At 67.7% G+C, this 20,873-nt stretch carries 19 protein-coding genes; 5 read left to right on the forward strand and 14 right to left on the reverse strand.

Annotation, left to right across the window (positions count from 1 at the left end):
- Positions 1 to 13: 13 nt before the first annotated feature.
- The gene (locus IE224_RS15515) at positions 14 to 2,506 is read right to left on the reverse strand and encodes a GcvT family protein (RefSeq protein WP_191311675.1); all 2,493 of its coding nucleotides are present in this window, start codon (positions 2,504 to 2,506) and stop codon (positions 14 to 16) included.
- A 160-nt stretch (positions 2,507 to 2,666) separates the two neighbouring features.
- On the opposite strand from IE224_RS15515, the gene panC reads away from it, so the two are divergent.
- The 3 genes from panC (at position 2,667) to IE224_RS15530 (ending at position 4,975) form a co-directional block, all read left to right on the forward strand.
- Positions 2,667 to 3,518: a pantoate--beta-alanine ligase gene (gene panC, locus IE224_RS15520; protein ID WP_191311676.1), complete on the forward strand. Its 852-nt coding sequence runs from the start codon at positions 2,667 to 2,669 to the stop codon at positions 3,516 to 3,518.
- A 2-nt stretch (positions 3,519 to 3,520) separates the two neighbouring features.
- Entirely contained in the window at positions 3,521 to 4,330 is an 810-nt protein-coding gene (gene panB / locus IE224_RS15525) for a 3-methyl-2-oxobutanoate hydroxymethyltransferase (protein WP_191311678.1), read from the forward strand.
- A gap of 69 nt (positions 4,331 to 4,399) precedes the next feature.
- Positions 4,400 to 4,975: a LysE family translocator gene (locus IE224_RS15530; protein WP_167622230.1), complete on the forward strand. Its 576-nt coding sequence runs from the start codon at positions 4,400 to 4,402 to the stop codon at positions 4,973 to 4,975.
- On the opposite strand, the gene IE224_RS15535 is transcribed toward IE224_RS15530, so the two are convergent.
- Positions 4,972 to 6,135, reverse strand: a complete 1,164-nt coding sequence (locus IE224_RS15535) for an MFS transporter (protein WP_191311679.1) — start codon at positions 6,133 to 6,135, stop codon at positions 4,972 to 4,974. The genes IE224_RS15530 and IE224_RS15535 overlap by 4 nt on opposite strands.
- Before the next feature lie 75 nt (positions 6,136 to 6,210).
- On the reverse strand, positions 6,211 to 7,212 hold the full coding sequence (locus IE224_RS15540; RefSeq protein WP_167622232.1) for a 2-hydroxyacid dehydrogenase: 1,002 nt from the start codon (positions 7,210 to 7,212) through the stop codon (positions 6,211 to 6,213).
- A gap of 171 nt (positions 7,213 to 7,383) precedes the next feature.
- Here IE224_RS15540 and IE224_RS15545 point away from each other — a divergent pair, with 171 nt between their 5' ends.
- Positions 7,384 to 7,947 carry an SH3 domain-containing protein gene (locus IE224_RS15545; RefSeq protein WP_167622234.1) on the forward strand — a complete coding sequence of 188 codons (564 nt, stop codon included), beginning with the start codon at positions 7,384 to 7,386 and terminating at the stop codon, positions 7,945 to 7,947.
- 3 nt (positions 7,948 to 7,950) lie between these two features.
- On the opposite strand, the gene IE224_RS15550 is transcribed toward IE224_RS15545, so the two are convergent.
- The 8 genes from IE224_RS15550 to IE224_RS15585 all read right to left on the reverse strand — a co-directional run bounded on the left by IE224_RS15550 (position 7,951) and on the right by IE224_RS15585 (position 17,516).
- A complete protein-coding gene (locus IE224_RS15550; RefSeq protein WP_191311681.1) occupies positions 7,951 to 9,975 on the reverse strand; it encodes a M3 family metallopeptidase in 2,025 nt (674 codons plus the stop codon).
- A gap of 21 nt (positions 9,976 to 9,996) precedes the next feature.
- Positions 9,997 to 11,037, reverse strand: a complete 1,041-nt coding sequence (locus tag IE224_RS15555; protein WP_191311683.1) for a HesA/MoeB/ThiF family protein — start codon at positions 11,035 to 11,037, stop codon at positions 9,997 to 9,999.
- Between the two features lie 5 nt (positions 11,038 to 11,042).
- On the reverse strand, positions 11,043 to 11,498 hold the full coding sequence (gene dut / locus IE224_RS15560; protein ID WP_191311685.1) for a dUTP diphosphatase: 456 nt from the start codon (positions 11,496 to 11,498) through the stop codon (positions 11,043 to 11,045).
- 44 nt (positions 11,499 to 11,542) lie between these two features.
- Entirely contained in the window at positions 11,543 to 12,325 is a 783-nt protein-coding gene (locus IE224_RS15565) for a crotonase/enoyl-CoA hydratase family protein (RefSeq protein ID WP_191311687.1), read from the reverse strand.
- Positions 12,318 to 13,181 (reverse strand): hydroxymethylglutaryl-CoA lyase, encoded by an 864-nt coding sequence (locus IE224_RS15570; protein WP_191311688.1) that lies wholly within the window; start codon positions 13,179 to 13,181, stop codon positions 12,318 to 12,320. The genes IE224_RS15565 and IE224_RS15570 overlap by 8 nt, the downstream gene beginning before the upstream one ends.
- Entirely contained in the window at positions 13,174 to 13,899 is a 726-nt protein-coding gene (locus tag IE224_RS15575) for a glutathione S-transferase family protein (RefSeq protein WP_191311689.1), read from the reverse strand. The genes IE224_RS15570 and IE224_RS15575 overlap by 8 nt, the downstream gene beginning before the upstream one ends.
- On the reverse strand, positions 13,892 to 15,820 hold the full coding sequence (locus IE224_RS15580; RefSeq protein WP_191311691.1) for an acetyl-CoA carboxylase biotin carboxylase subunit: 1,929 nt from the start codon (positions 15,818 to 15,820) through the stop codon (positions 13,892 to 13,894). Before IE224_RS15580 ends, IE224_RS15575 begins: the two co-directional genes overlap by 8 nt.
- Before the next feature lie 91 nt (positions 15,821 to 15,911).
- Positions 15,912 to 17,516: a carboxyl transferase domain-containing protein gene (locus IE224_RS15585; RefSeq protein ID WP_191311693.1), complete on the reverse strand. Its 1,605-nt coding sequence runs from the start codon at positions 17,514 to 17,516 to the stop codon at positions 15,912 to 15,914.
- Between the two features lie 134 nt (positions 17,517 to 17,650).
- Here IE224_RS15585 and IE224_RS15590 point away from each other — a divergent pair, with 134 nt between their 5' ends.
- A complete protein-coding gene (locus IE224_RS15590; protein WP_191311741.1) occupies positions 17,651 to 18,259 on the forward strand; it encodes an OmpW/AlkL family protein in 609 nt (202 codons plus the stop codon).
- Positions 18,260 to 18,303: 44 nt separating this feature from the next.
- Here IE224_RS15590 and IE224_RS15595 read toward each other — a convergent pair whose 3' ends face one another.
- From IE224_RS15595 to IE224_RS15605, 3 genes are all read right to left on the reverse strand, one after another.
- Positions 18,304 to 18,768, reverse strand: a complete 465-nt coding sequence (locus IE224_RS15595) for a lysozyme inhibitor LprI family protein (RefSeq protein ID WP_191311694.1) — start codon at positions 18,766 to 18,768, stop codon at positions 18,304 to 18,306.
- Positions 18,765 to 19,925 (reverse strand): isovaleryl-CoA dehydrogenase, encoded by a 1,161-nt coding sequence (locus tag IE224_RS15600; RefSeq protein WP_191311696.1) that lies wholly within the window; start codon positions 19,923 to 19,925, stop codon positions 18,765 to 18,767. Before IE224_RS15600 ends, IE224_RS15595 begins: the two co-directional genes overlap by 4 nt.
- Positions 19,926 to 20,041: 116 nt before the next feature.
- Positions 20,042 to 20,821, reverse strand: coding sequence for a transglutaminase-like domain-containing protein (locus IE224_RS15605; RefSeq protein ID WP_191311697.1), 780 nt, complete (start codon positions 20,819 to 20,821; stop codon positions 20,042 to 20,044).
- Positions 20,822 to 20,873: the final 52 nt, after the last annotated feature.

Consider the following 20,873-nt stretch of genomic DNA (forward strand, 5'->3'; position numbering starts at 1 on the left):
GCAGGGCGCAGGCCTAGCCGTCCTGGCGGATGCGCGCGTTGGTCGGATCGTAGGGGCTGTCCTCGGTCACCTCGGCGTCCCACAATTCGCGGAACATGCGGACCTTCAGCCTGGTCCCCGGCTGGGCCAGGTCCGGGCGGACATAGCCCATGCCGATCTGCTTGCCGAAGGCCGCCGAATATCCGCCCGAGGTCAGGCGCCCCACCTTCTGGCCGTCGAGGAAGATCCCCTCGCGTCCCCAGGGATCGGCGTCCTGCGGCCCGTCGATCAGCAGGGTGACGCACAGGGACCGGATGCCCTTGGCCTCCATCGCCGCCTTGCCGCGGAAGTCCTTGGACAGGTCCACGAAACGGTCCAGCCCGGCTTCCAAGGGCGTCGCGTCGCGGCCCAGTTCGGTGCCGAAGGCGCGATAGGACTTCTCCTGCCGCAGCCAGTTCTGCGCCCGTGCGCCGACAAGCTTCATGCCCGCCGGCTCACCCGCCTCCATCAGGCGGTCGAACAGATGGTTCTGCATCTCGATCGGGTGGTGCAGCTCCCAACCGAGTTCGCCCGTATAGGCCACGCGGATGGCGTTGACCGGCACCATGCCCAGTTCGATCTTCCTGGCCGAAAGCCAGGGGAAGCGCTTGTTCGACAGGGCGGTTTCCGGCTGCGCGTCACGGATCAGCTTGGCCAGGATGTCGCGCGACGCCGGCCCGGCCAAGGCGAAGACGCCCCATTGGGTCGTCACGTCGTGGATGCTGACATAACCCCCGCCGGCCGCCGTAAAATCCTCGGCCGACTTGACCAGATGGTCGCCGTCATAGGCTGCCCAGGCCCCGGCGGACACCAGGTAATAGCTTTCCTCGGCCAAGCGGACGATGGTGTATTCGGTCCGCGTCGTGCCTGCATCGGTCAGTGCATAGGTCAGGTTGATGCGGCCCACCTTGGGCAGCTTGTTGGTTGTCAGCCAGTCTAGGAAAGCCGTCGCGCCTGGTCCCTTGATGGTGTGCTTGGCGAAGGCCGTCGCGTCGATCAGGCCCGCCGCGTTGCGGACAGCCTCGGCCTCGGCCTTGGCGTATTGCCACCAGCCGCCGCGCCGGAAGCTACGGGACGCATGGTCGTCGAAGCCTTCGGGACCGTAATAGTTCGGGCGTTCCCAGCCGTTCACCTGCCCGAACTGCGCCCCCCGCGCCTTCTGCCGGTCATAGGCGGGCGAGGTGCGCAGGGGCCGGCAGGCTTCGCGTTCCTCATCGGGGTGGTGCAGGACGAAGACGTTTTCATATGCTTCCTCGTTCTTGCGGGCTGCATATTCAGTTGTCATCCAACCGCCGAATCGCCGCGGATCGAGCGAGGCCATGTCGATCTCGGCCTCGCCGTCCACCATCATCTGGGTCAGGTAATGGCCGATGCCGCCCGCCGCGGTGATGCCGAAGCTGAAGCCTTCGGCCAGCCACATGTTGCGCAGGCCCGGGGCCGGGCCGACCAGCGGGTTTCCGTCGGGCGTATAGCAGATCGGGCCGTTGTAGTCGTCCTTCAGCCCCACCGTTTCCGAGGTCGGGATCCGGTGGATCATCGACATGTATTCTTCCTCGATCCGTTCCAGGTCCAGCGGGAACAGGTCCGCGCGGAAGGATTCCGGCACGTCATAAATGAACCGCGCCGGGGCGTTGCGCTCGTAGGGGCCAAGGATCCAGCCGCCGCGTTCCTCGCGGACATACCATTTGGCGTCGGCATCGCGCAGGACGGGGTGTTCCGGGTTGCCTTCGGCGCGCCATTTCACCAGGGCAGGGTCGGGTTCGGTGACGATATACTGGTGCTCGACCGGGATCGCGGGGATCTTGATGCCCAGAAGGCGGGCTGTGCGCTGCGCGTGGTTGCCGGTGGCGGTCACGACATGCTCGGCCCGGATTTCGAAGATCTCGCCCGATCCGACCAGGTTGCCCCCCTTCTCGACCAGCTTCTCGCAGGACACGATCCATTCCGATCCGGTCCACGTGTAGCCGTTGACCTGGATCTTTCGCTCGATCGTGGCGCCCGCCATGCGTGCGCCCTTGGCCATGGCCTGCGTCACGTCGGCGGGGTTGATATAGCCATCGGTCGGGTGGAACAGCGCGCCCTTCAGATCCTCGGTGCGGACCAGCGGCCAGCGCTCCTTGATCTGCTGCGGGGTCAGGAATTGATGCTCGATCCCCACCGTCTCGGCAGTGGCGGAATACAGCATGTATTCGTCCATCCGGTCCTGGGTCTGCGCCATGCGCAGGTTGCCGCAGCGGGTGAAGCCCGCGTTCAGGCCGGTCTGCGCCTCAAGTTCCGCATACAGCTTGACCGAATAGTCGTGGATATGGGTCGTCGCATAGCCCATGTTGAACAGCGGCAGCAGGCCCGCCGCGTGCCAGGTGGATCCGGCCGTCAGCTCGTCACGCTCGACCAGCATCACCTCCCACCCGGCACGGGCCAGATGCAGGGCGATGCCGCAGCCGACCGCGCCGCCTCCGACGACAAGAACCTTCACTTGCGACTTCATTCGCGCGACTCCTTGGTATGTTATGGGACGTTAGTGCCACGGACGCCGCCATGGGTTCGGATGGGCCCGACCTAAACGGTCCAAAAACGACATGCTGCAACGCAGCACTTGTGCGAATCCGCTGGCGTCCAGTAGGGTGCGCCACCAACGGGGGGACGGGATGCAGATTTGCCGCGACAGGCAGGCGATGCGCGCATGGCGGCAGGGCGCGGGGCGCGTGGCCCTTGTGCCGACGATGGGCGCGCTGCATGACGGGCACCTGTCGCTGGTGGCCCGCGCCCGCGACTGGCTGGACGCCCAGGGCGGCGGCCGGGTCGTAACCTCGATCTTCGTGAACCCCACCCAATTCGGCCCGAACGAGGATCTGGCGACCTATCCCCGGGACGAGGAAAACGATATCGCGCTGCTGCGCAACGCGGGCTGCGACGCGCTGTTCCTGCCGACCGTCGCGGACATCTATCGCCCCGGCGCGCAGACGGTGGTCGAGGTCGCGGGCTTGTCGCGGATGCTGATGGGCCGGCTGCGGCCCGGCCATTTCCGCGGCGTGGCGACGGTCGTGACGAAGCTGTTCAACATCGTCCAACCCGATGCGGCGGCTTTCGGCGAAAAGGACTTCCAGCAGCTGGCCGTCATCCGGCAGATGGTGCGCGACCTGGATATCCCGGTCGAGATCCTGCCCGTGCCCACGATGCGCGAAGCCGACGGGCTGGCCATGTCGTCGCGCAACCGCCGGCTGTCGCCCGCCGAACGCGCCGCAGCCCCTGTCCTGTCCCGCGCACTTGACCGGGCCGAAGGGATGGTGGGCCAAGGCGCGGGCCTGTCGGCCGTCCGGGCCGAATTGCGCCGCATCATCGGCGCCGAACCCCTGGCCCATATCCGTTCGATCGACATCCGCGATGCCGCGGACCTGTCCCGCATCGCCCTGATCCAGCGTCCGGTCGTGATCCTGCTGGCCGTCCGCTTTGGCGAGGTGCTGCTGATCGACCAGCGTGTCGCCCATCCGAAAGGCTGAAGATGTCCGCGCAAGCTCCTGTCAAGCGCATCACCGCGCCCCAGATCGCCGCCCGAAAGGGCGCGACGCCCATCGTTGCCCTGACCGCCTATACCGCACCCATGGCAGCCCTGGTCGATTCCCATGCCGAGGTGATCCTGGTGGGCGACAGCCTGGGCATGGTGGTCCACGGTCTTCCCTCGACCATCGGCGTCACGATCGAGATGATGATCATGCATGGCCAGGCCGTGATGCGGGGCAGCCACCGGGCGATGGTCGTGATCGACATGCCTTTCGGCAGCTACGAGGAAAGCCCCCAGCAGGCTTTCCGCAACGCTGCCCGTGTCATGGCGGAAACCGGAGCCGGCGCGGTCAAGCTGGAAGGCGGCAGCCGCATGGCCCCCACGGTCCGCTTCCTGACCGAACGCGGCATTCCGGTGATGGGCCATGTCGGCCTGACCCCGCAGGCAACCCACACGATGGGCGGGTTCAAGACCCAGGGGCGGGAAACCGACAGTTGGCCCGCCCATCTGCAGGACGCCGTGGACGTGGCCGAGGCAGGCGCCTTCTCGATCGTGGTCGAGGGCGTGGTCGAGGCCCTGGCCGACCGCATCACCGACGCCGTCCCGGTGCCCACCATCGGCATCGGCGCCTCGGCCCGCTGCGACGGGCAGATCCTGGTCCTGGACGACATGCTTGGCATGACGGGCCGGGTGCCGCGCTTCGTCCACCGCTTTGCCGACCTTGGCCGGGCGGCCGATGATGCGATTGCCGCCTATGCCGCCGCCGTCCGCGACCGCAGCTTCCCGGCCGAGGCAAATGTCTATCGCTGACTGATCCAGATCAAGGCCGCGCCTGTGGGGCCGGGATAATCCCTGGCCGGACAAACGCGACGGACGATCATGACCCTTGCCGCCTTTCTTGCCGCCATCCTGGGGCTGCTGCTGACCCCCGGCCCAACGAACACGCTTATGGGCCTTGCAGGTGCGCTGTCAGGCTTTCGCCGGATGACCCGCCTGATCCCGGCCGAGGTTTTGGGCTACCTGTCCACGATCCTGCCACTTGCTTTCATGGGGCAAGGGATCCTGGCCGCTGTTCCCGTGGCCGGACATGGCATCAAGCTGGCCGCGGCGGCCTGGGTCATGCTGCTGGCGGTCCGGCTGTGGGGCCGGGGTTCGCTGGCGCAGGCCGGCGGGCCGATCACCGCGCGCCGGGTCTATGTGACGACCGTCCTGAACCCGAAGGCGCTGATCATCGCGCTTGTGCTGCTGCCTGCCCCTGATGCGGACCAGTTTCCGCCACGGCTTGCGATGTTCTGCGCAGCAACGGTGGCGGTGGCGCTCATCTGGGGCGGCGCGGGCAGTTTCGCCCGCCGCGGCAGCGGGGCGCAGGGGCGGATGCAGGTGATCCAGCGGGCAGCCTCGGTCTGGCTGGCCCTGGTGTCGGTGATGCTGGTGGCGGGCCTTGTCCGTCCCTAGGCTGCAGCCTCGAAATCGGCCGTGCGCGCCAGACGCGACAGCAACAACGGCACGATCAACAGCAGTGACAGCCCGATATAGATGACCGAGAAGCTGGTCCGTTCTGCCAGGAACCCGATGCTGCCGGGTGCCAGCAGGATGCCTGAATAACCCATCGTCGTGACCACCGACAGGCCCACCCCCTGCGCAAGGCCCGGCACGTTGCCCGCCGCCGAAAAGGCGATCGGCACCATGTTCGCGATGCCGATCCCGGCCAGCGCGAATCCTGCCAGCGCCATCGGGGGGGATCCGGCAAGTCCCGCAAGCCCCAGCCCCGCCATTGCGATCAGCGTGCTGACCCGCAGCGTCCGCACCGCCCCGAAACGGCGACGGATCTCATCGCCCAGGAAGCGCATCACGGCCATCGTCCCCGCGCAGGCGGCAAAGCCCCAGCCCGCCACCGTCAGCGATGCGCCCATCTCGCGCTGCAGATAGACCGCCGCCCAGTCCAGGATCGCGCCTTCGGGGATCATGCAGGCAAGCGCCATGACGCCGATCAGATAGGGCAAGGGCGTGCGCGGCAGGCGCAGCGGCTGGCTTTTCGCCTCGCCCCCGGGATGGTCGCGCAGGATGCGGGGAAAGGCCACGGCCAGAATCGCGGCGACGATCGCTGTCACAAGAACGGCATGTCCCGTTTCCCCCATGGCCTGGATTGCAGCCCCGCCGACGCCTGCCCCGGCCAGCCCGCCCAGCGACCAGAAGCCGTGGCAGGACGACATGATCGCCCGCCGCCGTGCCTGCTCGACCGCCACGGCATTAGCGTTCATCGCCACATCCATCCCGCCGATCAACGCGCCGAAAACCAGAACCGTGGCCGCCGCAGCCCAGACCGTCGGCGCCAGCGAGATCCAGATCAGGCTGGGCGTGAACAGCGCCGCCGCCCGCTTGACCGCCCAGGCCGATCCGCGCCGGGCGACCAGGGCGCCAAAGACCGGCATCAGGCAGATCGAGCCCAGCCCAAGCGCCAGAACCAGCAGCCCGGCCACCGATCCGCCGATCTCCAGCCGGGCCATCATCGCCGGCAGCTTCGGTGCCCAGCTTCCCACCACCAGCCCATTGGCGAAGAACAGCGCCGATACCGCCCACCGCGCCTTGATCCCCACGAGGCCCGTCCCCGCCATGACCCGTCCCTTCTTCTGTGCAGAAATATCCCCGAGGGTCCCCGGCACGGGGACGGGGCAGCGCCCCCTGCCCCTTTACAACATGCTGGGAACGACCAGATCCGGCGGGCGGTGCCCGTCGGCGAAGGTCTTGATGTTGATGATGACCTTCTCGCCCATCTCGGCGCGGCCCTCGACCGTGGCCGATCCCATATGCGGCAGCAGCACCACGTTCGGCAATTCGCGCAGGCGGGGGTTGATCTCGTGCCCGTGCTCGAAGACATCGAGGCCCGCGCCCGCGATTTCCCCCGCACGCAGCATCCGGGTCAGGGCGTTCTCGTCGATCACCTCGCCGCGCGAGGTGTTGACGACCACGGCGGTCGGCTTCAGCAGCTTCAGCCGCCGCGCGTTCAGCAGGTGGAAGGTCGATGGCGTATGCGGCGCATTCACGCTGATGATGTCCATGCGCGCCAGCATCTGGTCCAGGCTTTCCCAGTAGGTCGCCTGCAATTCCTCCTCGACCTCGGGGCGAAGGCGGCGGCGGTTGTGGTAATGGACCTGCATCCCGAAGGCATTGGCCCGCCGCGCGACGGCCTGTCCGATCCGGCCCATGCCCAGGATGCCCAGGCGGCGTCCGCCGACGCGGCCGCCCAGATGCGATGTCGGCGCCCAGCCCGCCCAGCGGCCCGCCTGCATTTCGGCCATCCCTTCGGGAATGCGGCGTGTGACACCCAGGATCAGCGCCATCACCATGTCGGCCGTGTCCTCGGTCACGACGCCGGGGGTATTGGTCACAAGGACGCCCCGCTGCCGGGCGGAATGGACGTCGATGTGATCGACCCCCGCGCCATAGTTGGCGATCAGCTTCAGCCGCTCGCCCGCCTGGGCCAGCATGTTGGCGTCGATCTGGTCGGTCACCGTCGGCACCAGCACATCCGCGCCGCGCATCGCCGCCGCAAGATCGTCGCGCGACATCCTGCTGTCTTCGTCGCGCAGCACCACGTCGAACAGTTCCTTCATGCGCGTCTCGACCGCCTCGGGCAACCGGCGCGTCACGACGACGCGCAGTTTCTGGCGCGAGGGCTGCGGGCTGTGCATGATGGCCTCACTTTCTCGATGTCGTGTCCGCGGCGGCCTTTCCATATGGCACCGCCTTTGGCAAACTGCCCGCGATATGGGGCAGGCACAAGACCCCATGGGGGTCCGCTTGCGGCCCCTTCAAGGGGCAGAGGGACCGCTTGACTGGCGGTCGGCAGGAACGGACGGAACATGAGGATACGCACGGTTTTCAGTGGCGGGGCGGCGATCTTGGCCGCATCGGCAAGCCTGGCGCTTGCCCAGGTCGAAGGGGTGCCGCAATCGGCGGACGCCCAGATCGTCCGGGTTCAGGACGGCGGCGGCGAGACGCGCGGTCCGGTGACCAACCTGCCGGTCCCGCGCTATGTCAGCCTGAAGGGATCCGAGGGCAATGCCCGGCGCGGCCCCAGCCTGTCGCATCGCATCGACTGGGTGTTCCGCCATGCCGGAATGCCGCTGCGCGTCGTGGCCGAGTTCGGCCACTGGCGCCGGGTCGAGGACAAGGACGGCGCGGGAGGCTGGGTCCATTACGCCTTGCTGTCAGGCGTGCGCACAGCCCTTGTCACACAGGACATGGTCGAATTGCGCAGCCGCCCCCATCCCGACGCCGACATCGTGGCACGGGCCGAGATGGGCGCCATCGTCCGCCTGGGCGAATGCGAACCCGGCTGGTGCCGCATCTCGGGCGGCGGCCAGCGGGGCTGGGTGCCCAAGACCTCGATCTGGGGCGTGGACCCGGACGAGGTGCGGGACTAGCGCCTAGGCCAGGCCCCGACCCCGCAGCAGCGCGTCGACCCCTGGCATCCGCTGGCGGAAGGCCAGCCACAACTGGTCCGCCGGCGCCGATCCGCCGCGCGACAGGATCGTCTCCTCCAGCCGCCGCGCGGTTGCGGGGTCGAAGATGTCGCCGGTTTCCTCGAATGCCGCGAAGGCGTCGGCGTCCATGACCTCGGACCACATATAGCTGTAATAGCCGCTGGCATAGCTGTCGCCGCTGAAGACATGGCTGAAATGCGGGGTCGCATGGCGCATCGGGATCGCCGTTGGCGCATCCAGTCCGGCCAGCACGCGCGCCTGAGCGGCCATCGGGTCGGCAGGCGGTTTGCCCCGGTGGAAGGCCAGATCCACAAGCGCGCTTTCCAGGTATTCGGTGGTCGAGAAGCCCGCATCCGCCTTTCCGGCCGCCAGCAATCGGTCGCGCAGATCGGCGGGCAGAGGCTCGCCCGTCTGGAAATGGCGCGCGTGGGCGTCCAGGACGGCAGGCTGTTCCAGCCAGTGTTCGTAAAGCTGGCTTGGCAGTTCGACGAAGTCCTGCGCAACTGCCGTGCCGGAGATCGAGGGCCATGTCACGTCCGACAGGATGTGATGCGTCGCATGGCCGAATTCGTGGAACAGCGTGCGGGCGTCGTCCCAGGACAGGAAGGCAGGCGCGCCGGGCTCCTCGGGCGGGGTGAAGTTGCAGACATTGACCACGATGGGCCGCTGCCCCGGGCCGATCTTGTGCTGGACTTGCATCGACGAACACCATGCCCCCGACCGTTTCGAGGGGCGTGCGAAGTAATCGCCCACGAAGATCGCCATCAGCCGCCCGTCGCGGGTAATCCGCCACGCGCGGGCGTCAGCCGACCACAGAGGCGCGTCGAAGGGCTGGAACTCCAGCCGGAACAGGCGATGCACGACATCCATCATCGCCCCCAGCATCGCGTCCAGCGTCAGGTAAGGCTTGACCTGATCGGCGTCGAAATCATGGTCCTGCCGGCGCAGCCGTTCCGCGTAAAGCCGCCAGTCCCAGGCCTCCATCGCGCCGTTCACGCCGTCCTGATGCGCCATGGCGGTCAGCCTGGCCTCGTCCTCGGCCGCGCGATTGCGGGCTGGTTCCCAGACCTGGGCCAGCAGTTCGGCCACGCGGTCGGCAGTGCCCGCCATCTCGGGTTCCAGCTTGTAGGCGGCGAAATCGGCATAGCCCAGCAGCCGGGCGCGTTCGTGGCGCAGGGCCAAGATCTCGGTCACCAGGGGCAGGTTGTCGGTCGCCTTACCCCCCGCGCCGTCGCCCGACCCGCGCGCGGCCCAGGCCCTGAAGGCCACCTCGCGCAGCGCGCGGTCGCCGGCATGTTCAAGGAAGGGCACGATCAGCGACCGCGACAGGGTGACGACCTGCCCCTCCATCCCGCGCGCCTTGGCCGCCGCGCGCATGGACCGAACCAGCCAGTCGGGCAGGCCCGCCAGCCGGTCATCCGGGATCGGCAGGACGTAATCGCGTTCATCGGCCAGCACGTTCTGCGAGAATTGCGTGGTCAGGACCGCCATGCGGGCGCGGATCGCGGCCATGCGTTCGCGCGCCTCGCCCTCCAGCCCCGCGCCGGACCGGGTCAGGCCGCGCAGCGCCAGTTCGGTGATGCGCCGATCCTCGGGCGGCAGGGTGTCGGCGGTCGCGGCCACCGCCTTGACGCGGGCATAAAGGCGCGGGTCCATGCCGGTCTTGCTGTTATAGGCCGCAAGCCGAGGGGCGAAATCGCGTTGCAGCGCCTCTCGGGCGGGGTTCGAATCGACATTGGCCAGCGTGTAGAAGATCGACAAGACGCGGTTCAGTCCGTCCTCGGCTGTTTCCAGGGCGGCGACGGTATTGGCGAAGGTCGGAGCTTCGGGATTGGCAGCAATCGCCTCCATCGCGGCCTCGGCTGCGGCCAGTTCGCGGTCGAAGGCGGGGGCAATGTCGGTGTCGGCGATCAGGTCGAAGCGGGGAAGCCCCTCGGGTCCGGTCCAGCGGGTCAGTTCAGCGTTCATGGCGTCTCCTTTGCCATGAACCTAAGGGGCGGTCGCGCCGCCTTCCAGTGCCGATCCGCAGACCGGGCAATCCGCCCGCCGCGCCGTGCCGATCATCCGGCTTTCGCCGTAAAGCCCGTCGAAGATCATCATCCGCCCGCGCAGGCCCTGCCCCGCGCCGGTCAGATGCTTGATCGCCTCGAGCGCCATCATGCTGCCGACCACGCCCGGCAAGGGGCCGACCACCCCAGCCTCGGCGCAGGGCGGGGCAAGACCAGGCGCGGGGGCCGTCGGGAACAGGCAGGACAGGCAGGGCCCGCCGCGCGCTGGATCATAGAGCGTGACCTGCCCTTCCCATTGCGCTATAGACCCCGCGATCAGCGGCACGCGGGCCGCGACACAGGCGCGGTTCACGGCATCGCGCACGTCAAAGCTGTCGGTGCCGTCCAGGACCAGGTCGTGTCGGGCGATCAGGTCGGCATCGGCTTCCGTGATGCGGCGTGGCAGGGGCGTCACCTGGATCATCGGGTTCAGGGCCTGCATCGCGTCGGCGGCGGCCTGGGCCTTGGGCCGCCCCTGCTGGTCGCTGCGAAAGATGACCTGGCGTTGCAGGTTCGACAGGCTGACCGTGTCGTCATCGGCAAGCGTGATCCGCCCCACCCCCGCCGCTGCAAGATACAGGCAGACCGGCGCGCCAAGACCACCCGCGCCGATCACCAGTACGTTCGCGTTCCGCAGGCGCATCTGGCCCGGTCCGCCAATCTCTCGCAGCACCAGATGGCGGGCATATCGGTCCAGTTCGACATCGGCGACCGGCACCGGCGCAGGCTTGTGCTGTTCCGGTGGCGCGGCGCGCGCGCGCAGCCATCGCAGACCGGCCCGATAGGCAAGAACCAGTCCCACCAGGCCGCCCGCGACCAGCCAGCCCCGCGCGGATCCGCCAAAGACCGCGCCCATGCCAGACAGATGCGCCAGTTCGATCACCGCCCAAGCCGATGCCAGCGCCGCCAGCAGCCACCGGCGCGGCAGGCCGAAGATCCAGCCTGCAATCGTGATCCCGACCAGCAGCCAGAAGCCCAGCATCGCCCTTATGCCCCTGTCGAGCCAAAGCCGCCCGCAGCCCGTGCCGTGCTGCGGCTGAAGCTGTCGACGACCGTGAAGGCGGGCCTTATCACCGGCACGAAGATCATCTGCGCAATCCGTTCGCCCGGCTGGATCAGGATCGGATCCGATCCCGGCGGATTGCGGTTCCAGGTGCTGATCAGGATCTCGCCGGTATAGTCGGGGTCGATCAGGCCGGTGGAATTGCCCAGCACCAGCCCGCGCTTGTGACCCTGGCCCGACCTGGGAAGAACCAGACCCGCGAAGGAGAAGTCGTCGAAGGACAGCGCGATCCCGGACGGGATCAGCACCGCCGGGGCCTGCGGGTCAACCTCGATGGTCGTGTCGAGGCAGGCGAACAGGTCGATCGCCGCCGAGCCCGCCGTCTGGTAATCCGGCAGACCCCATTCGTGGATCCGCGCATCCAGTATCCTGACTTCCATGCCTGCCGCCCTTGCTGTCCTTCGCCAGCCTTAGCGGATGCGGGTCAGACCTGCCAGCGGGGCTTGCGCTTGTCGAAGAAGGCCGCGATCCCCTCGGGCGCCTCGTCACCTTCCCAAACGGCGACAAGCCGGTCGATGCTGTCCTCGATCACCGCCTGGTCGATGCGCGGTCCAAGGGCGCGGCATTGCGCCTTGGCGGCAGCAACCGCAGCAGGGGCGGCCAGCAGGAAGGGGGCGACCTCGGCCTCGATAGCGGCATCCAGATCGTCCGGCGCGACGGCGCGCGCGGCAAGGTTCAGCGTCACGGCCTCGTCCGCGCCGAACAGGCGGGCCGAGAAGAAGACGCGCCGGGCCTTGTCCTCGCCCATGCGGGCCAGGACATAGGGGCCGATGGTGGCGGGGATCAGGCCCAGCTTCACCTCGGTCAACCCGAACTTCGCGGTGCTGGCGGCAATGGCGATGTCGGCCACGGCCATCATGCCGACGCCGCCGCCGAAGGCGTTGCCGTGGACGCGGGCGATCAGCGGCTTCGGCAGCAGGTTCAGCGCCGACAGCATCCCGGCCAGCACCCGCGCGCCCGCGCGCCGGGTGTCCGCGTCCGAATCCATCTGCGCGCGCATCCAGCCCAGATCGCCGCCCGCGCAGAAGCTGGCGCCCTCGCCCGCCAGCACCACCACCCGCACGGCGGGATCCGCGCCAAGCAGGGACGCGGCCTCGGTCAGTTCCTCCATCATCTGCTGGGACAGGGCGTTGTGCTTGTCGGGCCGCGCCAGCCACAGGGTCGCCACGCCGCGCGCGTCGGTGTCGATGCGGATTGTCTCAGGCATGGGTCATTCCCCGCAATCCGCGCGCGAAGGCCGCGGCCTTTTCGATGATGGTCATGTCGAGGCCGTGGGCATAGCCCCGCGCGGCCAGATGCGCCGCGACCTTTTCCGTCGCGACATTGCCCGCCGCACCCGGGGCATAGGGACAGCCGCCCAAGCCCCCCACGGCAGCGTCAAAGACCCGCAGCCCGCGCGCAAGGCTGGCATCGATGTTGTCAAGAGCGCGGCCAGCCGTGTCGTGGTAATGGCCGGCCAGGCGGTCAGCGGGCATCTCCTCCAGCACGGCGGCCAGCATGGCGTCGATGGTTTCCGGGCGTCCCTGGCCGATGGTGTCGCCCAGGCTGATCTCGTAACAGCCCATGTCGCGCAGGGCCGCCGTGACGCGGGCGACGTTGGCAGGGGGCGTAGGGCCGTCGAAGGGGCAGTCGGTGACCACGCTGACATAGCCGCGCACCGGGATGCCGTCGGCCTGCGCGGCCTGCGCGACCGGGACCAGCCGTTCCAGGCTTTCGGCGATGGTGGCGTTCAGGTTCGCGCGGCTGAAGCCCTCGGACGCGCTGGCGAAGATCGCGACCTCGCTGGCCTGGGCGGCCTTGGCGCCTTCGTAGCCCTTCATGTTGGGCGTCAGGACAGCGTAGCTGACCCCGGGCGCGCGGGCGATGCCGGCCATGACCTCGGCCGCGTCGCCCATCTGCGGAACCCATTTCGGGCTGACGAAGCTGGTCACCTCGATCCGCCGGAAGCCCGCCCGGGACAGCAGGTCCACCAAGGCGATCTTGTCGGCGGCGGGGATCAGCCGCTTTTCGTTCTGCAGCCCGTCGCGCGGGCCCATCTCGAAGATCTCGACAAAGTCAGGCATCGGGAAGCTCGTAGAAATCGCGTTCGTAAAGCTGCGGCTCGCCTTCCTGCGGCAAGGCGCGTCGGAAGGCGGGGCGCGCGGTGCAGCGGTCGGCATAGGCCTGCAGCGCGGGCGTCAGGCGCACGAAGCGGCCGGCGGTCCAGACCGACCAGCCGACGGCGCAGTCCACGCCCGAAAAGCCGCCGGCCATCAGCCAGTCTTGCCCCTTGACGGTCTGTTCCACCATCCGCAAGGCCCGGCCCAGACGCGCAGTTTCAAGCTTCATCACCGTATGCGACCGCATGGACGGATCGCGCAGCATCAGGTGGCTTTGCGTCAGGTTGGCAATATGCTGGCCCAGGGTTTCCGCGAAATGCAGCCAGTCGAGCCAGCCCAGCCGCCCCTCGGCCCCCGGCCCGCGCCACAGATGCGGGCCGCGCGTCTCGCAGAGGTATTCGACCATGGCGCCGGATTCGTGGATCACGCTGCCGTCGATCTGCAAGGCGGGCGCGCGGCCGACGGGGTGGATCGCCTCGTATTCCGCGCCGCGCATGTCCTTGCTGCGCAGGTCCATCACCCGCAACGCGAAGGGCAGTTCCAATTCATTGAGCAGCCACAGGATCCGCATGGATCGCGACAGCGGGACGTGCCACAGGATGATTTCGCCGCTGTCCACCGGCCCGCCTTGGGCAGGGGGCGGGGCGTCGGTCGGGACCGGTTCGGGGGGCGTGTCAGGCATCCTCTTCCTCCAGCCGGATCAGGGGGGCGCCGGCTTCGACCTGTTCGCCCGCTTGCGCCAGCACCTCGGCCACCATGCCGTCGCGGGCGGCGGTCAGGCTGTGTTCCATCTTCATCGCTTCCAGGACGCAAAGCCGGTCACCGGCCTTGACGGCCTGGCCCGCGCTGACATCGACCGATTTCACCAGTCCCGGCATGGGCGAGAGCGTCAGCGCTGCCCCTGCCCCGGCATCGGCCTGCCGGTCCAGCGGGTCCAGCGGCGCCAGATGCAGGCTGCCCGCGCCGAAGACGCTGACGCCGCTGTCATGGCCGGTGATGCGGTGGCGGCACAGGCTGCCGTCCACCCACCAGCGGTCGCCCTGCCAGCGGACCTCATGCGGCTGGCCGTCCAGGGTGACGCGGGCTGCGCCGGGACCGAGGACTTCCAGCACCGCCTGCCCGCCCTGCCAGTGGATCGTGCGCCGCAGGGGCTGCCACAGGGTCATGCCGCCCTTGACCTGGGGATCGGATAAACCCGCCAGGCCGATGACGGCAAGGGCGCGGGCCGCAGGCTGGGGTTCGGATGCCGCGACAAGCGCGTCGAGGTCGCGGGCGATCAGGCCCGTATCGACCTCGCCCTTGCGGAAGCCGTCGTGCCGCGCAAGGGCGATCAGGAAGTCGATATTGGTGACAGTGCCTGCGACCTCGGTATCGACAAGGGCTGCTTCCAGCTTGCCCAACGCGATGGCGCGGGTCTTGCCCCAGGTGACGACCTTGGCGATCATGGGATCATACCAGGGGCTGATCGTGTCGCCCTGGCGCACGCCGGTTTCGTTGCGGGCATCATCGGCAAAGCGCAGATGCGCCAGGCGGCCGGTGGCGGGCAGGAAGCCTGCGGGCACGTCCTCGGCGTAAAGGCGCGCCTCGAAGGCATGGCCGTTGATGGTCAGGTCGTCCTGCCGCGCGGGCAAGGGTTCGCCGCTAGCGACGCGCAGCTGCCATTCGACCAGATCGATGCCGGTGATGGCCTCGGTCACCGGGTGTTCGACCTGAAGGCGGGTGTTCATCTCCATGAACCAGAAGCCGTCGGGGCGCAGGCCCTGGCTGCCGTCCACGATGAATTCGATGGTGCCCGCACCGGCATAGCCAATGGCCTCGGCGGCCCGCACTGCCGCATCGCCCATGGCCTGACGCATTTCCGGCGTCATGCCGGGGGCGGGCGCTTCCTCGATCACCTTCTGATGGCGGCGCTGCAGGGAACAGTCGCGCTCGAACAGGTGGACGGCCTTGCTGCCGTCGCCGAAGACCTGCACCTCGATATGGCGGGGTTGCTGGATGTATTTCTCGATCAGGACGGCAGGGTTGCCGAAGGCGGTCGCGGCCTCGCCCTGCGCAGATTGCAGTGCGGCGGCGAAATCCTGCGGGCGTTCGACAAGGCGCATCCCCTTGCCGCCGCCGCCCGCCACGGCCTTGATCAGTACCGGATAGCCGACCTGGCCCGCCTGTTCCTCAAGATAGGCGGGATCCTGGTTTTCCCCGTGATAGCCGGGCACGACCGGGACGCCGGCCTGGGCCATCAGCGCCTTGGCCGCGTCCTTCAGACCCATGGCGCGGATCGCATCGGCCGAGGGGCCGATGAAGACCAGCCCCGCCGACGTGACGGCATCCACGAAGTCGGGATTTTCGGACAGGAAGCCATAGCCCGGATGGATTGCCTGTGCCCCGGTATCAAGCGCGGCCCGGATGATTGCATCGCCGCGCAGGTAGCTATCCTTGGGCGCAGGACCGCCGATATGCACGGCCTCGTCGGCCATCGCGACATGGAGGGCGGCGCGGTCGGCGTCCGAGAAGACCGCGACCGTGCGGACGCCCAGCCTGCGGGCGGTGTCGATGACGCGGCAGGCGATCTCGCCCCGGTTGGCGATCAGGATTTTCTGGAACATGGCGGCACCTGCGTGTTGCGGGCCAAGCCGGGGGCTTCGCGCCCCCGGACCCCCGCGGGATATTTGGTCCAAGATGAAAGAGCCATGCGCGTCACATCCTGAAGACGCCGAAGCGCGTCGGTTCGATGGGCGCGTTCAGGCTGGCGCGCAGCGACAGGGCCAGCACGTCGCGGGTCTTGCGCGGGTCGATGATGCCGTCGTCCCACAGCCGCGCAGAGGCATAGAGAGGGTGGGATTGGCGGTCGAACATCTCGATCGTGGGGCGCTTGAACTCGGCCTCCTCCTCGGGCGTCCAGGTGCCGCCCTGACGCTCGATCCCCTCGCGGCGCACGGTGGCCAGCACGCCCGCGGCCTGTTCGCCGCCCATCACGCTGATGCGCGAATTGGGCCAGGTCCAGAGGAAGCGCGGGGAATAGGCGCGGCCCGCCATGCCATAGTTGCCGGCGCCGAAGCTGCCGCCAACCAGCATGGTGATCTTGGGGACATTTGTCGTCGCGACCGCCGTCACCATCTTGGCGCCGTGGCGGGCGATGCCTTCGTTTTCGTATTTGCGGCCGACCATGAAGCCGGTGATGTTCTGCAGGAAGACCAGCGGGATGGACCGCTGGCTGCACAGTTCGATGAAATGCGCCCCCTTCTGCGCCGCTTCCGAGAACAGCACGCCGTTGTTGGCGACGATGCCCACGGGGCAACCCTCGACATGGGCAAAGCCCGTCACCAGCGTCTCGCCGAAGCGGGCCTTGAATTCGTCGAAGCGCGAGCCGTCCACGACCCGGGCGATCACCTCGCGGATGTCGTAGGGGGTGCGCAGGTCGGCGGGGACGACGCCCAGGATCTCCTCGGGGTCGAAGGCCGGGGGTTCGGGGGATTGGCACTGGACGCTGTCAGGCATCCGGCGGTTGAGGTTGCCGATGGCGCGGCGGGCCATCGCCAGGGCGTGGGCGTCATCTTCGGCCAGGTAATCGGCTACGCCGGAAAGGCGGGTATGGACATCGCCGCCGCCCAGATCCTCGGCGGTCACGACCTCTCCGGTGGCGGCCTTCACCAACGGCGGGCCAGCAAGGAAGATCGTGCCCTGGTTGCGCACGATGATCGTCACGTCGGACATGGCGGGAACATAGGCGCCGCCTGCCGTGCAGGACCCCATCACCACGGCGATCTGCGGGATACCCTTCGCGCTCATCTGCGCCTGGTTGAAGAAGATGCGGCCGAAATGGTCGCGGTCGGGAAAGACCTCGTCCTGGTTGGGCAGGTTGGCACCGCCCGAATCGACCAGATAGACGCAGGGCAGATGGCATTGTTCGGCGATTTCCTGGGCGCGCAGGTGCTTCTTGACCGACAGGGGGTAATAGGTGCCGCCCTTCACCGTCGCGTCATTGGCCACGACCATCACATCCTGGCCATGCACCCGTCCTATGCCCGCGATCACGCCCGCGCCGGGGGCCGCGCCGTCATACATGCCATGCGCCGCCGTGGCGCCGATTTCCAGGAACGGGCTGCCGGCGTCCAGCAGGTTCGCCACCCGCTCGCGCGGGGGCATCTTGCCGCGGCTGGTGTGCCGCTCCATCGCCTTGGGGCCGCCTCCGGCGGCAGCGGCAAGGGCGGCTTCGCGGGCAACATCCAGCAGCGCCAAATGCGCCTGCCGGTTCAAGCGGAAGGTGTCGGACGTCGTCAAGGCGGATGATTTCAGCTTCATGGGCAGGCTTTCCCAAGAGGGGCGCGGCGCATTGCCGCAGCCGAGCTTGTCTTCACAGCAGTTTGATCCAGATCATGTTTTTGGCAAAGCGCAAGGTTCATGCGGCGACCTGTAACCTTTGAAGGAGTCGCATGATGAAAACCTGGTGCCTTGCCGCCGCCATTATTGCCGCCCTGTCCCCGGCGGCTGCCCAGCAGGCGGGGGACCTGACCATTGGCCTTGGCATCGCCAATGTGAACCCAAAGTCGGACAACGGCGCCTTGGCCAGTGGCGCGGTTCCGATCAGCATCGGTGACAACACCCGCCCGCAAATCACGGCCGAATACTTCATCCGCGACAATATCGGCGTCGAACTGCTGGCCGCGCTGCCCTTCAAGCATTCGATCAAGTCGAACGGGACCGAGATCGGCACGGTCAAGCACCTGCCGCCGGTCCTGTCGCTGCAATATCATTTCGACGCCACGCCGCAACTGAAGCCCTTCCTGGGCGTCGGCGTGAACTTCACCGGCTTCTTTGACGCGGAATCCAAGGGGTCCTTGGCGGGCAACGAGTTGCGCGTGAAGAACAGTTGGGGCCTGGCTGCCCATGTCGGCACCGATTACTGGATCAACGACCGCTCGGCCCTTCGCGCCGATCTGCGCTGGATCGACATCGACGCCGACGTGACCCTGGACGGCGGCGACATCGGCAAAGCCGAGATCGACCCGGTCGTCGCGGGCGTCAGCTATGTCATGAAGTTCTGACGGCGCGGCGGGGCGTCCCCCGGCGGGGTTGCGGCGCCCCCCCATCATCCGCGCAGCGCCTTTAATTCCAGCGCGCGCATCGCCGTCATGCTCATCTTGCAGTTGGCGGCCGCGATGGATCGCATGGAGCCGCCGCCGTATCGGTCATACTGGAAGGCGCATTCCGCATCCCGCCAGGCGATCCAGGCCCGCTGCGCCGCAAGCAGGCTGGCGGCGGCGGTTTCGTCATCGGCAAAAGCCGCACGTGTTTCCCCGTATTCGCGGTTCAGCGCCTCGTCCCAGGCGGCGTGTTCGGCCATTGCACATTGCACGATGCCGATGGTGGTGTCGCCGCCGGGCGCCTGCTGGCATTGCTGCGAGGCCGCACCGATGCAGGCCGGCGTCAATTCGCCCGGCGGAGTGTTGGCCATGCAGGCCTCGACCACCGAAAGATCCACGGACAGGTCTGCCGGTTCCTGCGCCAGGGACGGCGCAGCGGAAAGCGCCAAGGCCAGCAGGATCCGCATCATGCCAGGCTCATCAGTTCGCGGCCGATCAGCATCCGGCGGATTTCGCTGGTGCCCGCGCCGATCTCCATCAGCTTGGCATCGCGGAACAGGCGGCTGACCACGCTGTCGTTCAGGAACCCGGCCCCGCCAAGCGCCTGCACGGCCTGATGCGCCTGCACCATCGCCTGTTCGCTGGCATAAAGCACCGCGCCCGCCGCGTCCTGGCGCGTCACCTTGCCGGCATCGCAGGCGCGGGCGACTTCGTAGACATAGGCACGGGCGGTGTTCAGCGCGACATACATGTCGGCGATCTTGCCCTGCATCAATTGGAACGACCCGATGGGCTGGCCGAACTGCTTGCGGTCGCGGACATAGGGCATCACCTCGTCCAGGCAGGCCGCCATGATGCCGGTGCCGATGCCCGACAGCACCAGCCGTTCGTAGTCCAGGCCCGACATCAGCACGCGGACGCCGCGACCTTCCTCGCCCAGGACATTCTCGAAGGGGATCTCGCAATTCTCGAAGATCAGTTCGCCCGTGTTCGACCCGCGCATCCCCAGCTTGTCGAAATGCGGAGAGGTGCTGAAACCCGCCATGCCGCGTTCGACGATGAAGGCGGTGATGCCCTTGGACCCCGCATCAGGGTCGGTCTTGGCATAAACGACCAGGGTCTGGGCGTCGGGGGCGTTGGTGATCCAGTATTTGCTGCCGTTCAGGACATAGCGGTCGTTCTTCTTTTCCGCCCGCAGCTTCATCGACACCACGTCGCTGCCCGCGCCTTCCTCGGACATGGCAAGCGCGCCCACGGCCTTGCCGGAACACAGGTCGGGCAGGTATTTCGCACGCTGTTCGTCCGTGCCGTTCAGCTTGATCTGGTTCACGCAAAGGTTCGAATGCGCGCCATAGGACAGGCTGATGCTGGCGGATGCGCGGGCAATCTCTTCGGTCGCGATGACATGGGCCAGATAGCCCATGCCCGCGCCGCCGAACTCCTCGGGGACGGTGATACCCAGCAAGCCCAATTCGCCCATCTCGGTCCAGAGATCGTTCGGAAAGGTGTTGGTCCGATCCACTTCGGAGGCGATGGGCTTCACGCGTTCCTGCGCCCAGCGATGAACCATATCGCGCAGTGCGTTCACATCCTCGCCCAGATCGAATTCCATACCCCGCGTGAACATCCGCACCCCTCCTCCGGTTATTGAACGACCGTTCATTTATTCTATAGATGCGCGACCCCCCGGCCGTCAAGGCGGAGCCTGCGCCCGAACGCAGGGCTGGTCAACATCGGCGGGGATCAGCGTGCCTCGGTCACGATGACGGTCTGGGTCAGAAGCTCGGTGCCGGTGAAGGTCGTCAGGAAAGCCACGTCCACGGCGTCCCGGCCAACCGCGATCAATGCCATTTCGTCCGCGGTGGCCATTCCGGTCGGGTCGATCAGGTGCCAGGCACCGTCCAGGTGGACCTCGGCCACCGCATGGAAATCGGGGGGATCGACCCGCGGGGCAAAGACGCTGGCGATCCGCGCGGGGATCTGGGCCGCGCGGCACAAGGCCACCATCAGGTGGGCGTAGTCGCGGCATACTCCGCGCCGCTCGATGAAGGTGTCGGCGGCGCTGGTGTTGGCATCGCTGCTGCCCGCGACATAGTCCAGCCGCTGCTCGATCCAGTCGCGGATCGCCAGAACCTTTGCGCCACCCTCGTAATCGCCGAAGCGCTGGCCCACGAAGGGAACAAAGCGTTCGGCCTGACAATAGCGCGAGGGCAGAAGATAGCGCAGGGCATCGCCCGACATCTCGTCCACCTCAAGGGCCGACATCCGGTCAAGCAGCGGGCGCGGCCGGGTGACGACGACATCGGCCGAATAGCGGCAGCGCAACTCGTCGGCGGTGCGGATGATGATCTTCTCGCCGATCCCCTCCTCGCCGGGAACACGGGCGAAATGTTCCACCTGACCTAAGTCGATGCTGGCATTGCTGATGTTCTGCCCGAAGGCCCCGGCAGCCTCGACCGCCAGGATGGCAGGCCCGGGCGTCAGGACCTTGTAGTGAAGGTCAACCTCGATCTTGATCCGCATATTTGCCTGCCCGTTGGTGACGGCAGGAAACGGCGCACGGGCAACATCGGAT

It is taken from the genome of Paracoccus aerius, assembly GCF_014656455.1.
Lineage (GTDB): Bacteria > Pseudomonadota > Alphaproteobacteria > Rhodobacterales > Rhodobacteraceae > Paracoccus > Paracoccus aerius.

Excerpts from the sequence above, each read along its gene's own strand:
- IE224_RS15575 (WP_191311689.1), bottom strand. The coding sequence starts at position 13,899 with ATGCCTGACACGCCCCCCGAACCGGTCCCGACCGACGCCCCGCCCCCT.
- IE224_RS15535 (WP_191311679.1), bottom strand. The coding sequence starts at position 6,135 with ATGGCGGGGACGGGCCTCGTGGGGATCAAGGCGCGGTGGGCGGTATCG.
- IE224_RS15605 (WP_191311697.1), bottom strand. The coding sequence starts at position 20,821 with ATGCGGATCAAGATCGAGGTTGACCTTCACTACAAGGTCCTGACGCCC.
- IE224_RS15600 (WP_191311696.1), bottom strand. The coding sequence starts at position 19,925 with ATGTTCACGCGGGGTATGGAATTCGATCTGGGCGAGGATGTGAACGCA.
- IE224_RS15530 (WP_167622230.1), top strand. The coding sequence starts at position 4,400 with ATGACCCTTGCCGCCTTTCTTGCCGCCATCCTGGGGCTGCTGCTGACC.
- IE224_RS15565 (WP_191311687.1), bottom strand. The coding sequence starts at position 12,325 with ATGCCTGAGACAATCCGCATCGACACCGACGCGCGCGGCGTGGCGACC.
- IE224_RS15570 (WP_191311688.1), bottom strand. The coding sequence starts at position 13,181 with ATGCCTGACTTTGTCGAGATCTTCGAGATGGGCCCGCGCGACGGGCTG.
- IE224_RS15555 (WP_191311683.1), bottom strand. The coding sequence starts at position 11,037 with ATGCTGGGCTTCTGGCTGCTGGTCGGGATCACGATTGCAGGCTGGATC.
- IE224_RS15580 (WP_191311691.1), bottom strand. The coding sequence starts at position 15,820 with ATGTTCCAGAAAATCCTGATCGCCAACCGGGGCGAGATCGCCTGCCGC.
- IE224_RS15550 (WP_191311681.1), bottom strand. The coding sequence starts at position 9,975 with ATGAACGCTGAACTGACCCGCTGGACCGGACCCGAGGGGCTTCCCCGC.
- IE224_RS15515 (WP_191311675.1), bottom strand. The coding sequence starts at position 2,506 with ATGAAGTCGCAAGTGAAGGTTCTTGTCGTCGGAGGCGGCGCGGTCGGC.
- IE224_RS15540 (WP_167622232.1), bottom strand. The coding sequence starts at position 7,212 with ATGCACAGCCCGCAGCCCTCGCGCCAGAAACTGCGCGTCGTCGTGACG.
- IE224_RS15590 (WP_191311741.1), top strand. The coding sequence starts at position 17,651 with ATGAAAACCTGGTGCCTTGCCGCCGCCATTATTGCCGCCCTGTCCCCG.
- IE224_RS15595 (WP_191311694.1), bottom strand. The coding sequence starts at position 18,768 with ATGATGCGGATCCTGCTGGCCTTGGCGCTTTCCGCTGCGCCGTCCCTG.
- dut (WP_191311685.1), bottom strand. The coding sequence starts at position 11,498 with ATGGAAGTCAGGATACTGGATGCGCGGATCCACGAATGGGGTCTGCCG.
- panC (WP_191311676.1), top strand. The coding sequence starts at position 2,667 with ATGCAGATTTGCCGCGACAGGCAGGCGATGCGCGCATGGCGGCAGGGC.
- IE224_RS15545 (WP_167622234.1), top strand. The coding sequence starts at position 7,384 with ATGAGGATACGCACGGTTTTCAGTGGCGGGGCGGCGATCTTGGCCGCA.
- IE224_RS15585 (WP_191311693.1), bottom strand. The coding sequence starts at position 17,516 with ATGAAGCTGAAATCATCCGCCTTGACGACGTCCGACACCTTCCGCTTG.
- panB (WP_191311678.1), top strand. The coding sequence starts at position 3,521 with ATGTCCGCGCAAGCTCCTGTCAAGCGCATCACCGCGCCCCAGATCGCC.